14 protein-coding genes are annotated in these 14534 nt (G+C 67.1%); 8 read left to right on the top strand and 6 right to left on the bottom strand.

What is annotated here, in order from left to right; all coding sequences use genetic code 11:
* Positions 1 to 62 precede the first annotated feature (62 nt).
* Genes VAPA_RS09530 through VAPA_RS09505 form a run of 6 tightly spaced genes read left to right on the top strand, consistent with a single transcriptional unit; the run spans position 63 to position 6691 of the window.
* Positions 63 to 923, top strand: coding sequence for an ABC transporter ATP-binding protein (locus VAPA_RS09530; RefSeq protein ID WP_021006555.1), 861 nt, complete (start codon positions 63 to 65; stop codon positions 921 to 923).
* Entirely contained in the window at positions 923 to 1801 is an 879-nt protein-coding gene (locus VAPA_RS09525; protein WP_021006554.1) for a branched-chain amino acid ABC transporter permease, read from the top strand. Before VAPA_RS09530 ends, VAPA_RS09525 begins: the two co-directional genes overlap by 1 nt.
* 2 nt (positions 1802 to 1803) lie before the next feature.
* Positions 1804 to 2841 (top strand): branched-chain amino acid ABC transporter permease, encoded by a 1038-nt coding sequence (locus tag VAPA_RS09520; protein ID WP_021006553.1) that lies wholly within the window; start codon positions 1804 to 1806, stop codon positions 2839 to 2841.
* Positions 2842 to 2856: 15 nt separating this feature from the next.
* Positions 2857 to 4047, top strand: coding sequence for an ABC transporter substrate-binding protein (locus VAPA_RS09515; RefSeq protein WP_021006552.1), 1191 nt, complete (start codon positions 2857 to 2859; stop codon positions 4045 to 4047).
* Positions 4047 to 4874, top strand: a complete 828-nt coding sequence (locus VAPA_RS09510) for an ABC transporter ATP-binding protein (protein ID WP_021006551.1) — start codon at positions 4047 to 4049, stop codon at positions 4872 to 4874. The genes VAPA_RS09515 and VAPA_RS09510 overlap by 1 nt, the downstream gene beginning before the upstream one ends.
* Positions 4871 to 6691, top strand: a complete 1821-nt coding sequence (locus tag VAPA_RS09505; RefSeq protein WP_021006550.1) for an AMP-dependent synthetase/ligase — start codon at positions 4871 to 4873, stop codon at positions 6689 to 6691. The genes VAPA_RS09510 and VAPA_RS09505 overlap by 4 nt, the downstream gene beginning before the upstream one ends.
* Positions 6692 to 6706: 15 nt before the next feature.
* On the opposite strand, the gene VAPA_RS09500 is transcribed toward VAPA_RS09505, so the two are convergent.
* Both VAPA_RS09500 and clpB read right to left on the bottom strand, forming a co-directional pair.
* Positions 6707 to 7045 (bottom strand): hypothetical protein, encoded by a 339-nt coding sequence (locus VAPA_RS09500; protein ID WP_230558985.1) that lies wholly within the window; start codon positions 7043 to 7045, stop codon positions 6707 to 6709.
* A 9-nt stretch (positions 7046 to 7054) separates the two neighbouring features.
* On the bottom strand, positions 7055 to 9676 hold the full coding sequence (clpB, locus tag VAPA_RS09495) for an ATP-dependent chaperone ClpB (protein ID WP_021006548.1): 2622 nt from the start codon (positions 9674 to 9676) through the stop codon (positions 7055 to 7057).
* Positions 9677 to 9786: 110 nt separating this feature from the next.
* Here clpB and VAPA_RS09490 point away from each other — a divergent pair, with 110 nt between their 5' ends.
* Positions 9787 to 10779 carry a Bug family tripartite tricarboxylate transporter substrate binding protein gene (locus tag VAPA_RS09490; RefSeq protein WP_021006547.1) on the top strand — a complete coding sequence of 331 codons (993 nt, stop codon included), beginning with the start codon at positions 9787 to 9789 and terminating at the stop codon, positions 10777 to 10779.
* On the opposite strand, the gene VAPA_RS09485 is transcribed toward VAPA_RS09490, so the two are convergent.
* Positions 10776 to 11252 (bottom strand): molybdenum cofactor biosynthesis protein MoaE, encoded by a 477-nt coding sequence (locus VAPA_RS09485; RefSeq protein ID WP_021006546.1) that lies wholly within the window; start codon positions 11250 to 11252, stop codon positions 10776 to 10778. The two genes, VAPA_RS09490 and VAPA_RS09485, sit on opposite strands and share 4 nt — an antisense overlap.
* A 153-nt stretch (positions 11253 to 11405) precedes the next feature.
* On the opposite strand from VAPA_RS09485, the gene dapA reads away from it, so the two are divergent.
* Positions 11406 to 12404: a 4-hydroxy-tetrahydrodipicolinate synthase gene (dapA, locus tag VAPA_RS09480; RefSeq protein ID WP_021006545.1), complete on the top strand. Its 999-nt coding sequence runs from the start codon at positions 11406 to 11408 to the stop codon at positions 12402 to 12404.
* Here the strand turns inward: dapA and moaD are convergent.
* From moaD to mobB, 3 genes are read right to left on the bottom strand one after another with little or no spacing between them, the layout of a single operon-like run.
* Positions 12391 to 12642, bottom strand: coding sequence for a molybdopterin converting factor subunit 1 (gene moaD / locus VAPA_RS09475; protein ID WP_021006544.1), 252 nt, complete (start codon positions 12640 to 12642; stop codon positions 12391 to 12393). The two genes, dapA and moaD, sit on opposite strands and share 14 nt — an antisense overlap.
* A 12-nt stretch (positions 12643 to 12654) precedes the next feature.
* Positions 12655 to 13932, bottom strand: a complete 1278-nt coding sequence (locus VAPA_RS09470; RefSeq protein ID WP_041946061.1) for a molybdopterin molybdotransferase MoeA — start codon at positions 13930 to 13932, stop codon at positions 12655 to 12657.
* Positions 13925 to 14470, bottom strand: coding sequence for a molybdopterin-guanine dinucleotide biosynthesis protein B (gene mobB, locus VAPA_RS09465; protein ID WP_021006542.1), 546 nt, complete (start codon positions 14468 to 14470; stop codon positions 13925 to 13927). The genes VAPA_RS09470 and mobB overlap by 8 nt, the downstream gene beginning before the upstream one ends.
* Positions 14471 to 14534 lie beyond the last annotated feature (64 nt).

Below are 14534 nucleotides of genomic sequence, written 5' to 3'. Positions count from 1 at the left end.
CGCACCAGTAGATTTTCCGATCCTGGACACAAACCCTGACCCGGCACTCCCCTTTTTCTGCAATGCCCGACGATCCTCCACGGGACGACCTCTCCGCCCCTGCCGCATCCGTGCTGCAGGTGGATGCGCTGACGCTCGCGTTCGGCGGTGTGAAGGCGCTGACGAACGTGGGTTTCGGCGCGGCACGCGGCTCGATCACCGCAGTGATCGGTCCCAACGGGGCGGGCAAGACATCGCTCTTCAACACGATCTCGGGCTTCTACAAGCCGGCGCAGGGCCGCGTGCTGTTCGAGGGCGAGGACATCACGCGCCTGCCTGCGCCGAAGCGCGCCGCGCTGGGCCTGGCGCGCAGCTTCCAGAACATCGCGCTGTTCCGCGGCATGACGGTGCTCGACAACATCAAGCTCGGCCGCCACACGCACCTGAAGACCAACGTGTTCGACGCGCTGTTCTACCTGGGCCGCGCGCGCCGCGAAGAAGCCGAGCTGCGGCGCGACGTGGAAGAACGCATCATCGATTTCCTCGAGATCGACCACATCCGCCACGCCTCGGTCGCGGCCCTGCCCTACGGCCTGCAGAAGCGCGTGGAAATGGCGCGCGCACTGGCCATGCAGCCGAAGGTGCTGATGCTCGACGAACCCGTGGCCGGCATGAACCGCGAGGAGACCGAGGACATGGCGCGCTTCATTCTCGACGTGCGGCGCGAGTGGGGCATCACGGTGCTGATGGTCGAGCACGACATGGGCATGGTGATGGACCTGTCGGACCACGTCGTGGTGCTCAACTTCGGCCAGGTGATCGCGCAGGGCACGCCGGCGCAGGTGCAGGCCGACCCCGAGGTGATCCGCGCCTACCTCGGCGCGGGCGACGTCGGCGAGCTGCGGCGGCGGCTGCGCGGCGAATCCACAGTAGGGGCGGCCTGATGGATTGGGCCTACCTCTTCGAGATCGCGCTCACCGGCATTGCCGGCGGCGGGCTCTATGCGCTGGCAGCGCTGGCCTTCGTGCTGGTCTACAAAGCGACACGCGTGGTCAACATCGCCATCGGCGAGATGCTGATGGTCGGCGCGTACCTGTTCTTCACCTTTGCCGCGAGCTTCTCGCTGCCGATCTGGCTCGCGGTGCTGGGCTCGGTGATCGGCACCGGCCTGTTGGGTGCGGTGATCGAGCGCACGATGATCCGGCCGCTGCTGGGCGAGCCGCCGATATCGGTGTTCATGGTGACGGTCGGGCTCGCGTCGATCCTCGTGGGCCTGGTCGAGATCATCTGGACCGCCGACCAGCGCCGGCTGCCCGAGTTCCTGCCGAACGCACCGGTGATGATCGGCGATGCGTTCCTCGCGCCCAAGATCGCCTACGGCGCGCTGATCGCCGTGGTGCTGATCGGCATGGTGCTGCTGCTGTTCCGTTTCTGGCGCGGCGGCGTGGCGCTGCGGGCCACCGCGTCGGACCAGGCGGCGGCCTACTCGATGGGCATCAACGTGCCGCGCGTGTTCTCTCTCGCGTGGGTGGCCTCGGCCATGATCGCGGCGGTGGCCGGCATCATCGTCGGTGCCATCGGCGGCATCTCGTCGTCGATGGGCGTGTTCGGACTGTCGGTGCTGGTGGTGGTGATCGTCGGCGGGCTCGACAGCGTGCTGGGCGCACTGGTCGGCGGCCTCTTCATCGGGCTGGTCGAGGCGCTGGCGGGGTCTTATCTCGGTGGCGAGTACAAGCTGCTTGCGACCTTCATCGTGCTGGTGCTCGTGCTGATGGTGCGGCCCTACGGGTTGTTCGGCACGCATGAGATCGAGAGGCTCTAGCCATGCGCATCGGCACCCTCAAGCAAAGCTACACAGCCGACGCAGCGCTGTTCGACTCGCGCACCCAGAAGGTGTGGCTCGCGATCGGCGCCGCGCTGCTGGTGCTGTTCCCGTTCATGGCCAGCGACTACTGGCTCTACCTGGCGTGCCTGGTCGCCATCAACGTGGCGAGTGCGACGGGCCTCAACATCCTCACCGGCTACACGGGTCTGGTGAGCCTCGGACAAGCAGCGTTCATGGGACTGGGTGCATACACCGTCGCCATCATGCAGACGCGGCTCGGCACGCCCTTCCTCGTCAATATCGCCGCGGGCGGCATCGTCGCCATGCTCGGCGGGCTGATCGTCGGCATCCCCTCGCTGCGCGTGAAGGGCCTGTATCTCGCCATTGCCACCATCGCAGCGTCGTTCATCGCGCATTTCCTGTTCGCCAACCTGAAGCTCACGGGCGGCACCTCGGGCCTCTCGCTGCCGCCAGCGCAGTTCTTCGGGCTGCCGCTCGACACCTCGTTCCGCCTCTACTGGGTGATCGTGCCCGTGATGCTGCTGATGGTGCTCGGCGCGGCCAACCTGTTTCGCACGCGCGTGGGCCGGGCCTTCATCGCGATCCGCGACCGCGACATCTCGGCCGAGGTGCTGGGCATTCCGCTGCTGCGCTACAAGCTGCTGTCGTTCGGGCTCTCGTCGTTCTACGCGGGCGTCGCGGGTGGCCTCTGGGCCTACTTCTTCCGCGTGGTCACGCCGGAGAGCTTTCCGCTCCTGATGTCGATCTTCTTCCTGGCCGCGATCATCGTCGGCGGCATGGGCACGATCCTTGGCGGCATCTTCGGCGCGGTGTTCATGACCATGGTGCCCGAGCTGCTCAAGCTGGTGGTCGACCTGCTGCCCGGCGGCGTCGAGATGACCGTATTCCTGTCGCCCGTGCGCACCGTCGTGTTCGGGCTGCTGATCGTCGGATTTCTGGTGTTCGAGCCGCACGGGCTCGCAGAAGTGTGGCGGCGCATCCGCCGCTTCTTCCATCTATGGCCGTTTCGTAACTAGAACTAGGAGACAAGCATGCCCAAGACACCGAAGCTTTCCCACCATCGCCGCGCCCTGCTGATCGCGGCCGGCCTCTCCGCCAGCCTCGCCGCCGTGTCGCTCGCGAATGCGCAAGGCAATGAGGACATCGTCATCGGCGGCTCCATTCCGATGACCGGCGTGTTCGCCTTCGCAGGCGTCGGCATCAACGCCGGCATTGCCGACTACGTGAAGATCGTCAACGACGCGGGTGGCATCAAGGGGCGCAAGCTGCGCTATGTGCCGGAAGACACGGGCTACAAGGTCGACGTGTCGGTGGCGGCCTTCAAGAAGATCACGAGCCAGAACAAGGTCAACCTCTACTACGGCGACTCGACCGGCTTCTCCAAGACCATCAACCCCGAGCTCGAACGAAACGGACAGATCCTCATGGCCGGCGCTTCGTTTGCCACCGAACTCAACGACTCGGCCAAGTACCCGAACCAGTTCCTGGTCGGCCCCGACTACACCGAGCAGATCGGCATCCTGCTGCGCCACATCGCCAAGGAAAAGCCGGGCGCGAAGGTGGCCTTCGTGTATTCCGATTCCGAATTCGGCCGCGACCCGATCGAAGCCAGCGAAGCCGCCGCCAAGAAGCTGGGCCTCACCGTGCCGGTCAAGCTCATGACTCCGCCGGGCAGCGTCGACGTGTCGACCGAAGTCATCAAGCTGCGCCGCGCCGCACCCGACTACACCATCTTCCACGGCTACATCCTCGCGCCCATCCCGGAGTTCGTGCAGCAGGGCAAGCAGATGGGCATGACCAGCAAGTGGATGGGCACCTTCTGGACCATGGACAGCTCCACCGTCATGAAGATGGGCGAAGGCGCCGATGGCTTCATGGGCGTGATGCCCTACCGCTACTACTACGACACCTCGGCCAAGACGCCGATGCTCGACAAGATCCGCGCGCTGCGCCCCGAGTACCAGAGCACGGCCTACACGCAGGGCTTTCTCACGGCGATGCTGTTCACCGAAGCGGCCAAGCGCACGCTGGATGCGGGCAAGCCGCTGGACGGCAAGAACCTGAAGGCCTCGCTCAACACCATCAAGGACTTCGACACCGGCGGGCTCATCGGCATGCCGATCACGATCAAAGGCAACTCGATTCCCGTGGGCCGCGTCTACAAGGCCGACATGAAGGCGCAGAAGATGGTGCCGGCGTCGGACTGGATCTCGCTGAACTGATGGACGCGCGCGCGGCACCCGACCTCGTGCTGGAGGTCAACAACCTCGAGGTGGTGTACAACAAGGTCGTGCAGGTGCTGCGCGGCCTGTCGCTGACCGTGCCGCGCGGGCAGATCGTGGCGCTCCTGGGCAGCAATGGCGCGGGCAAGTCGACCACGCTGAAGGCGGTGTCGGGCCTGCTCGCGCTGGAGGACGGTGAGGTGGAGGCGGGCCGCATCGTGTTCGATGGCGCGCCGACCGCACAGCTGGCGCCGCAGCAACTCGTGCGGCGCGGCCTGAGCCATGTGATGGAAGGCCGGCGCGTGTTCGAGGACCTGACGGTCGAGGAGAACCTGATCGCCGCGACCTATGCGCTCACCGGGCGTGACGGCCCCGCGCCGCCGCGCAATTTCGACGACGTCTACGCGTACTTCCCCCGCCTGCACGAACGCCGCAAAGGCCTCGCGGGCTATCTCTCGGGCGGCGAGCAGCAGATGCTGGCCATCGGCCGCGCGCTGGTGGCTCAACCCAAGCTCATCCTGCTCGACGAGCCCTCCCTCGGCCTCTCGCCCAAGCTGGTGGAAGACATCTTCACGATCATCGCGCGCATCAATGCCGAACGCGGCACCTCGATGCTGCTGGTGGAACAGAACGCGAGCGTGGCACTGGCCATTGCCCACACGGGCTACATCATGGAAAGCGGCAAGGTGGTGATCGACGGCAGCGCCGAGCGGCTCGCGGCCGACCCCGACGTGCGCGAGTTCTACCTGGGCGTGGGCGGCAGCGGCGAGTCGCGCAGCTTCCGCGCGCTCAAGCACTACAAGCGCCGCAAGCGCTGGCTCTCATGACCGATGCCGCGCTTCCCTCGCTGACATTGCCGCAGATGCTGCGCGAACAGGCGCGCTTGCGGCCCCAACGCATCGCGATCCGCCAGAAGGACTTCGGCATCTGGCATCCGCTGGACTGGGCCGGCTACCTGCGCCGCGCATCCCGCTTCGGCCTCGGCCTGCATGCGATGGGCCTGGCGCCGGGCGGGCATCTCGGCGTGATCTCCGAGAACCGCGTCGAGTGGCTGCTCGCGCAGATGGGTGCCGGCCTGATCGGCGCCGTGACCGTGGGCGTCTACCCGACCAGCCCGAGCAACGAGGTGGCCTATGTGGTCGGCCATGCGGACATCGAGGTGATCGTCTGCGAGGACCAGGAACAGACCGACAAGGTGCTCGACGCCATCGGCCAGCTGCCGCGCCTGCGCAAGATCGTCGTGATCGAGACCAAGGGCCTCGCGAGCTATGCGCCCGAAGTGCGCGCACTCATCGCGACCTTTGCCGAGGTGGAACAGGCCGGCGCCGAAGTGCACGCGCGCGAGGGCGACGCGCTGATCGACGCCGCGCTGGCGCGCCAGACGCTCGCCGACATCGGCCTGATGATCTACACCTCGGGCTCCACCGGCAAGCCCAAGGGCGCGATGATCTCGTACCGCAACATCCGCGGCGTGGTGCCCGGCATCGTCGAGCGGCTGGCGCTCGACGGCGACACCACGCACCTCTCGTACCTGCCGCTGTGCCACGTGGCCGAGCAGATGCTCACGGCCTTCGTGCCGGTCTACCTGGGCTCGCAGGTGAACTTCGGTGAATCGATCCGCACCGTGCAGGAAGACCTGCGCGAAGTGGCGCCCACCATGTTCCTCGGCGTACCGCGCATCTGGGAAAAGCTGCATGCGGGCATCAGCATCAAGATGCAGGAGGCGGGACGCCTGCAACGCGCGCTGTTCCGTCGCGCGCTCGCGGCCTGCGCGCCGCTGGCCGAGAAGCCGCGCAGCGCCTGGACCCTGGCCGAGCGCGGCCGATTCGCCCTCGCCTATTGGACGGTGCTGCGCGCGCTGCAGAACTTCATCGGCCTGCGGCGCGCGCGCGTCGCACTGACCGGCGCGGCGCCGATTCCGGCCGACGTGGTGCGCTTCTTCCGCACGCTGGGCGTGCCGCTGGTGGAGGTGTACGGCCTCACCGAATCGACCGGCATGATCGCCGGCCACCGCAGCGATGCCGTGAGGATCGGCACCGTCGGCCCGCCGACGCTGGGCACGAAGCACCGCATCGGCGAAGCGGGCGAACTGCTGGTGCGCGGCGAGATGGTGTTCGAGGGCTACTACAGGAACCCCGAGGCCACCGAGTCGTCAGTCCGCGACGGCTGGCTGTACACGGGCGACGTGGTGCGCGAGGAAGACGGCCAGCTTCGCATCGTCGACCGCCTGAAGGACATCATGATCACGGCCGGCGGCAAGAACCTCACGCCCTCGGAAATCGAGAACACCATGAAGGGCAGCCCCTTCATCAAGGAATGCATCGTGGTGGCGGACGGGCGCAAGTTCGTCGGCGCGCTGCTGCAGATCGACTACGAAACAGTGGGAAAGTGGGCCGAGGCCGAGCGCATTCCGTTCACGCACTTCCGCTCGCTGGTGGAAGAGCCGCGGGTGCGCGCGCTGATCGAATCGGAAGTTTCCCGCGGCAACGACAGGCTCGCACAGGTGTCGCAGATCCGGCGTTTTCACCTGCTCACAAAAGAGTTGGACCACGACGACGGCGAAGTCACCGCAACCATGAAGGTGCGGCGCTCCAGCATCTACAAGGCTTACGCCGAAGAGATCGAGGCGCTGTACCGCGCCTGACCCTCGTCGGCGCGCTTATTCGCCGCGCGCAGGCCGGGCCCGCACGTCGGTCACGTCGCCTGCGGGACGCAGTGCAAGCGGGCTGCGCACCGATTCGCCGCGCGCACGCGCATTGGCCACGTCGGCCGCCGTCGGCTCGGCCGGCTGTGCCGCATTGCGAAAACGCTCGAAGCCCGAACGCGGGTTGAAGCGCCCGCCCATCGAAGCCATCCAGGGCGTCACGGGCTTGCCCGTGATCCGCCCCCAGGCGTAGCGCACACCCCACACGGCCGCCAGCAGCATGACCGCCACCGCCAGGCTGGCCGCGAAAACCAGCCCCAGGAGCAGAAGAATGACGCGAAAAATCAAGTTCATCATCCAACTTTAGGCTGCAATGGCCTCCGATGGTTCCCCGGCCTTGGTGAACGAGAACTGGCCAGGTGTCCGGATCGGGTCGGTGTTCACCTCGATCGTGTCCTTCGGCCCGAAGCTGCCGTCGAGCAGCAGCTTCGAGAGCGGGTTCTCGATGCGCTGCTGGATGGCGCGCTTCAGCGGACGTGCGCCGAACACCGGGTCGAAGCCGACCTTGGCAATCTCGGCCAGCGCTGCGGGCGACACCTCGAGCCCCAGGTCCATCTTCGCGAGCCGCGCCTTCAGCACCTTGAGCTGGATCGCGGCAATCGATTCGATGTTCTTCGCGTCCAGCGCATGGAACACGACCGTCTCGTCGATGCGGTTCAGGAACTCGGGGCGGAAGTAGTTCTTCAGCTCGCCCCACACCGCTTCCTTGATTTCCTCGGAAGGCTGGCCCACCATGGCCTGGATGATCGGCGAGCCGATGTTGCTCGTCATCACGATCACGGAGTTCTTGAAGTCCACGGTGCGGCCCTGGCCGTCGGTCAGGCGGCCGTCGTCGAGCACCTGCAGCAGCACGTTGAACACGTCCGGATGCGCCTTCTCGACCTCGTCGAGCAGCACCACGCTGTAGGGCTTGCGGCGCACGGCTTCCGTCAGGTAGCCGCCCTCCTCGTAGCCCACGTAGCCCGGCGGCGCGCCGATCAGGCGGGCCACCGAGTGCTTCTCCATGAATTCGCTCATGTCGATGCGGATCAGGTGGTCTTCGCTGTCGAACAGGAAGCCCGCGAGTGCCTTGCACAGCTCGGTCTTGCCCACGCCCGTGGGGCCCAGGAACAGGAACGAACCGGTCGGGCGGTTCGGGTCGGAGAGACCCGAGCGCGAGCGGCGGATCGCGTTGGCAACGGCACCGATGGCCTCGTCCTGCCCCACCACGCGTTCGTGCAGCTTGTCTTCCATGACCAGCAGCTTGTCGCGCTCGCCCTGCATCAGCTTGGCCACCGGAATGCCGGTGGCGCGCGCCACGACCTCGGCGATTTCTTCCGATCCCACTTGCGTGCGCAGCAGCGTGGGCGCGCTGGACTTGCCCTTGGTCGCCTCGTTCGCCTCGGCTTCCTTCAGGCGTTTCTCGAGCGCAGGCAACTGGCCGTACTGGAGCTCTGCAAGCTTGTTGAAGTCGCCCTTGCGCTTCCACTCCTCGATCTCGAACTTGATCTTGTCGATGTCCTCGCGGATCTTCGCGCTGCCTTGCGCCTGCGCTTTTTCGGCCTGCCAGATCTCGTCGTAGTCGGCAATCTCCTTCTGCAGGCGCCCGATCTCGTCCTCGATCAGGCCGAAGCGCTTCTGCGAGGCTTCGTCCTTTTCGCGGCGCACGGCTTCGCGCTCGATCTGCAGCTGGATCAGGCGGCGGTCGAGCCGGTCCATGACCTCGGGCTTGGAGTCCATCTCGATCTTGATCTTGGCCGCGGCCTCGTCGATCAGGTCGATGGCCTTGTCGGGCAGGAAGCGGTCGGTGATGTAGCGGTCGCTCAACTCGGCCGCGGCCACGATGGCCGGGTCGGTGATCTGCACGCCATGGTGCACTTCGTATTTCTCCTGCAGGCCGCGGAGGATGGCGATGGTGGCTTCCACGCTCGGCTCGCCCACGAGGATCTTCTGGAAGCGGCGCTCCAGCGCGGCGTCCTTCTCGATGTACTTGCGGTATTCGTCGAGCGTGGTCGCGCCCACGCAATGCAGCTCGCCGCGCGCGAGCGCGGGCTTGAGCATGTTGCCCGCGTCCATTGCGCCCTCGGCCTTGCCGGCGCCCACCATGGTGTGCAGTTCGTCGATGAAGACGATGGTCTGGCCTTCGTCCTTGGCCAGTTCGTTGAGCACGGTCTTCAGGCGCTCTTCGAACTCGCCACGGTACTTGGCGCCCGCCAGCAGCGCGGCCATGTCGAGCGACAGCACGCGCTTGCCCTTGAGCGAGTCGGGCACTTCGCCCGCGACGATGCGCTGCGCCAGGCCTTCGACGATGGCGGTCTTGCCCACGCCGGGTTCACCGATGAGCACGGGGTTGTTCTTGGTGCGGCGCTGCAGAACCTGGATGGCGCGGCGGATTTCCTCATCGCGGCCGATCACGGGGTCGAGCTTGCCCAGGCGCGCACGCTCGGTGAGGTCGATGCAGTATTTCTTGAGGGCTTCGCGCTGGCCTTCGGCGTCGGCGCTGTTCACGCCCTGCCCGCCACGCACGGCGTCGATGGCGGCTTCGAGCGACTTGCGGCCGAGGCCGTTTTCCTTGGCGATCCTGCCGATGTCCGACTTGCTGTCAGCCACGGCCAGCAGGAAGAGCTCGCCCGCAATGAACTGGTCGTTGCGCTTGATGGCTTCCTTCTCGGTGGCCTGCAGCAGCTTGCCGAGTTCGGGGCCGACCTGGACGATGTCGTGCCCCTGGACCTGCGGCAGCTTCTTGATGGCCGCTTCGGCCGCCTTCGCAAGGCCCTGCACGTTGACGCCGGCGCGCTCCAGCAGGGCGCGCGGGCCGTCCTCCTGGCGCAGCATTGCGGCCAGCAGGTGGGCTGGTTCGATGTAGGCGTTGTCGTTGCCGAGCGCGAGCGTCTGGGCATCGCTCAGTGCTTCCTGGAACTTGGTGGTGAGTTTGTCTTGTCGCATGGTGGTATTCCTGCACTCAAAATAGGACTGTTCGGGCGCGATTCAAGGTGTCCGGCGCTTCGGGCACGGCTATTGCACTGTGCCTGCTCATTTTTCGAATGGAGTCGATCATGGTTTTTTCAATGCAGCGCGCCCATCCGGTTCGCCGGGCGCTCGGCGTCGGTCTCTTTTTAGCGGCCATGGGCCTGACGGGCCTTGCGCAGGCGCAAGGCACGCCCATCCGCCTGCTGGTCGGTTTTCCGGCCGGTGCCGGCACGGACGCCATTGCACGCACACTCGGCGAAAAGCTCAAGGACGTGCTGGGCGTGCCGGTGGTGGTGGAAAACCGCGCCGGCGCCGGCGGACAGATCGCGGCGCAGGCGCTCAAGGCGGCCCCGGCCGACGGCCATACGCTGTTCCTCTCCCACGACCATTCGATCTCCATCCTGCCGCAGGTGGTGAAGAACCCGGGCTTCAACCCCGCGACCGACTTCGTGCCCGTGGCCGGATTCGCCACCTTTGCCAACGTGCTGGCGGTCTCGGGCGGCACGCCGGCCAAGAGCATCGACGAGTACGTCAAGTGGGTTCGCACCCAGCGCGGCGGCAAGGAAACCATCGGCATTCCGGCGCCGGCCTCTATCCCTGAGTTCCTGGTGAAGATGATCTCGGAAAAGTACAAGATCGACGTGCAGCCCGCGCCCTACCGCGGCAGCGCGCCGATGACGGCAGACATGCTGGGCAACCAGATCACGGCCGGCATCGCCTCGGTGCCCGACTTCATCGAGAACCACAAGGCCGGCAAGGTGCGCATCGTCGCTTCCATCGGCGCCAAGCGCCAGGCCGTGCTGCCGAACGTGCCCACCTTCACCGAGCTGGGCTTCTCGAACCTGGAAGACCTGCCCTACTACGGCATCTTCGCGCCCGTCGGCACGCCGCAGCCGATCATCGACAAATACGGCGAGGCACTGCAGAAGGTGCTGGCCATGCCCGACGTGAAGCAGAAGCTCACGACCATGGGATTGACGGTCGGCTACGAGCCGCAGGGGCAGTTCGCAGGCCGCGTGCGCAGCTACACGCAGACCTGGGAACGGATCATCCAGTCGAGCGGCTTCAAGCCTCTTTAAGCGTTCGGGGCGGTGATGCCCCAGCGCGCCAGTGCGGCGTCGTCGCTGACGCGCGCATCGACCCAACGGGCGCCTTCGGGCGTCTGTTCCTTTTTCCAGAACGGTGCCTGGGTCTTCAGGTAGTCCATCAGGAACTCGCAGGCCTCGAAGCTCTGGCCGCGGTGGGCCGAGACCACCGCCACCATCATGATCTGGTCGAGCGGCTGCAACAGGCCCACGCGGTGGATCACCCGTGCGCCCAGGATGTCGAAGCGCCGGTGCGCCTCGTCGATCATGGCCTCGATGGCCTTTTCGGTCATGCCGGGGTAGTGCTCGAGCTCCATCGAGGCGATGGTGCTGCCGTCGTTGCGATCCCTCACCGTGCCGACGAAGCTGCAGACCGCGCCCACGCGTTTGTCGCCGGCGCGCAACGCGGCGACCTCCTGTCCCAGGTCGAAATCGGCTGTCTGGATCGAAACGCGTGCACCACTCATGCCGGGATTGTGGCATCGCGCTAGACTTCGGCAATGCCCCGCCTCGCCATGCTCTTCACCGTGCCTTCGCACGCCGAGAGCACCCGCGCGCGCCAGGGCAGCAAAGCCAAAAAACCAAAGCTCGTCTGACCGGAGCTGCGGTTCCGTCGTCGGATGAGCGACGGAACCTGCCAAGGCCTTGGCCACCAATGGGTTGCGCGCGCATCGGACGACGGTTCTTTTCCATCGGTCGATTCCCGCAAGGAAGCCTGCGTGCCGCAACCATCCATCCCCTCCTCTTCCAGCCCTGACTTCTCGGGCCTCTGGATTCCCCTTGTCACGCCGTTTCAGGGCGGCGCGGTCGACCATGCCGCACTCTCGGCGCTGACCCGCCGGCTCGCCGGCGACGGCGTGGCCGGCTTCGTGGTCTGCGGCTCGACCGGCGAGGCCGCCGCACTCGATGAAACGGAACAGCTCGCCGCGCTCGATACGGTGCAAGCCGCTGCGGCCGGGCTGCCGATCGTCATGGGCCTCTCGGGCTACCACCTGGGCAAGACGACGGCCTGGGTGCGCCGGCTCGCCGAATGGCCGCTGGCGGGGCTGCTGGTGCCCGCGCCGCACTACATCCGGCCTTCGCAGGCCGGTTTGCTCGAATGGTTCCGCGCCATTGCCGACGCCAGCGCGGCACCGGTGCTGGTCTACGACATTCCCTACCGCACCGGCGCGACCCTCACGCGCGAAACGCTGCTGGCGCTGGCCGAACACCCGCGCATCCGCGGCATCAAGGACTGCGGCGGCGACATGGCCAAGACGCGCGCCGTGATTGCCGATGGCAGGCTTCAGGTGCTGTCGGGCGAGGACCACCAGATCTTCGGCACGGTGGCCGAAGGCGGCGTGGGCGCCATCGCGGCGAGCGGGCACGTGCAGACCCGGCACTTCGTGCAGGTGCTGCGCCTCCTGGCCGAGAACCGGCTGGCAGAAGCGCGCGCCGAATGGCAGCCGCTGCAGCCGCTGATCGAGATGCTGTTTGCCGAACCGAACCCGGGGCCGCTCAAGGCGCTGCTGGCGAACGGCGGATCGATGCGCGACGAGCTGCGCTCGCCGATGACCCGCGCGTCCGATGCCTTGCGCGAGCGCCTGGTGGCGCTGGACGCCCGGCTCAGCCGCCCGTAACGGGCGGGAAGAAGGCGACCTCGCAGCCTTCGCGCAGTGCGGCCGCCTCGTCGCTCATGGCCTGGTCGAGCGCCATGCGCACGGCCTTGCCGCGCGCAAGCGCCGCGGCATACGCGCCGCCGCGTGCGATGAGTTCGTCGCGCAGGGCGGCCAGCGTGCCGGCACCGGTGTCGACGGTTTCGCCGCTGGTGGCGAGCGCCTCGCGCACGGAGGCGAAGTAACGGATCTGGACCTTCATGGGCAACGTCAGTCAGGCCAGCAGCGAGGCCAAGGGGATGAAATTCACCGTGTCGCCGGTCTGGATGGTCTGGCCGGGCGGGTTGTCGACGACGCCGTCGCCCCAGACCATCGACGTCAGCACCCCCGAGCTCTGGTTGGCGAACAGGTCGAGCCCGCCCGCGGCGTTGCGCCGGGCGCGCAGGAACTCGCGGCGGCGGTCGGCGCGCGGCCAGTCGAAGTCGGCGCGCATCTGCACGGGCTCCGGTGCCACGCGGCTGGCGCCCTGCAGCGTCAGCAGGAACGGGCGCACGAGCAGCAGAAAGGTCAGGAAGCTGGACACGGGGTTGCCGGGCAGCCCCGTGATGTGGCAGCGGCCTTGCGCGCTGCCCCCGGCCCTGGGAATCGAACCGTAGGCAAAGGGCTTGCCCGGCTTCATCGAGAGCGACCACAACTGCAGTTCGCCGAGCGCCTGCACCGCGGCCTTGATGTGGTCTTCCTCGCCCACGGATACGCCGCCGGTGGTGATGATCAGGTCGCTGCTCTCCGCCGCGCCGCGCAGCGCCTCGATGGTGGCTTCGCGCTTGTCGGGCACGATGCCCAGGTCGTTCACCTCGCAGCCGAGCCGGTGCAGCAAGGCGCGCATGAAGAAACGGTTGGAGTTGTAGATCGCGCCCGGCTTCATGGCCTCTGGCGCGACTTCGCCGGGCATCACCAGTTCGTCGCCGGTGGACAGCAGTGCGACGCGGGGCCGCCGGGCCACCTGGAGCCGGTCGAAACCCACGCTGGCGGCGAGCCCGAGCGCGGCGGGCGTCAGGCGCTCGCCCTTGCGCAGCACCACGTCGCCGGCGGCCACGTCTTCTCCGGCGCGGCGAATCCATTGGCCGGCAGCGGGAGCGATCTCGATGCGCACCGCGCCAAGTCCGCCCTCTTGCGGCACGGGCTGGGTGTCTTCCTGCATCACGATGGCATCGGCACCTCCGGGGATCTGGGCGCCGGTGAAGATGCGCGCTGCAGTGCCGGCGGCCAGCGGCGTGCCCACCGTGCCGGCGGGAATGCGCTGCGCCACCTGGAGCAACGCGCCAGGCGCAGTGCAGTCGGCCACGCGCACCGCATAGCCGTCCATCGAGCTGTTGTCGCGGGGTGGCACGGTGAGCGCGGAGACGAGGTCCTGCGCGAGCACGCGGCCGTCCGCATCGAAGGTGGCGACGCTTTCGGCGGGCAGCTTCGGGAGCGCTTTCCCGAGCAGGCTCGCAAGGGCTTCGTCGAGCGCCATCAGCGGCGGGCGCGAGGGGGTCACGGAATCAGCCATGGTGTTCGGGGTTGTATTCGAAGCGGCTTGCGCTGTCGATCAACCATTGCGCGATGCCCTCGATGTCGTCGAGGTCGAACAGGGGCAGACTGGTGGGTGCCGGCAAGCTCGCGGGCGCATCGGTGGCAATGGCGGTCACGAAGGCGTCCTCGATGTACTGCGAGGGCCGCGCCGGCTTGCCGGCCTCGGGTGCGCGCCAGACCTCGATCTTGAGCAGGTCGCTGTGCTTGAAGCCCTCGACCAGCACCCAGTCGACGCCGTCATGAAGCTCGGCAATCAGGTCGTGCACCGACAGCTGCGCGGGCTGCTCGAACTCGCGGATCAGCGCGAGCCGCTTGTCCGACGCCACGACCACCTCGAAGGCTCCCGCCTCGCGATGACGGTAGGTGTCCTTGCCGGGATGGTCGATGTCGAACTTGTGGTGCGCATGCTTGACCACCGACACGCGCTGGCCATGGAGCTTGAGCACGGGAATCAGGCGCTCGACCAGCGTGGTCTTGCCCGAACCCGAATACCCGGAAAAGCCGATCACCTTCATGTCGAGTTCCTGTGGCTGCCGCCTACGCGGCCGCCGAATGCATGTGCGGGGCAGCCGCTGCCGT

The organism is Variovorax paradoxus B4 (genome assembly GCF_000463015.1).
GTDB classification, from domain to species: domain Bacteria; phylum Pseudomonadota; class Gammaproteobacteria; order Burkholderiales; family Burkholderiaceae_C; genus Variovorax; species Variovorax paradoxus_E.
Note: the sequence above shows the minus strand (reverse complement) of the source record. Positions and strands in the feature narration are given on the sequence as shown.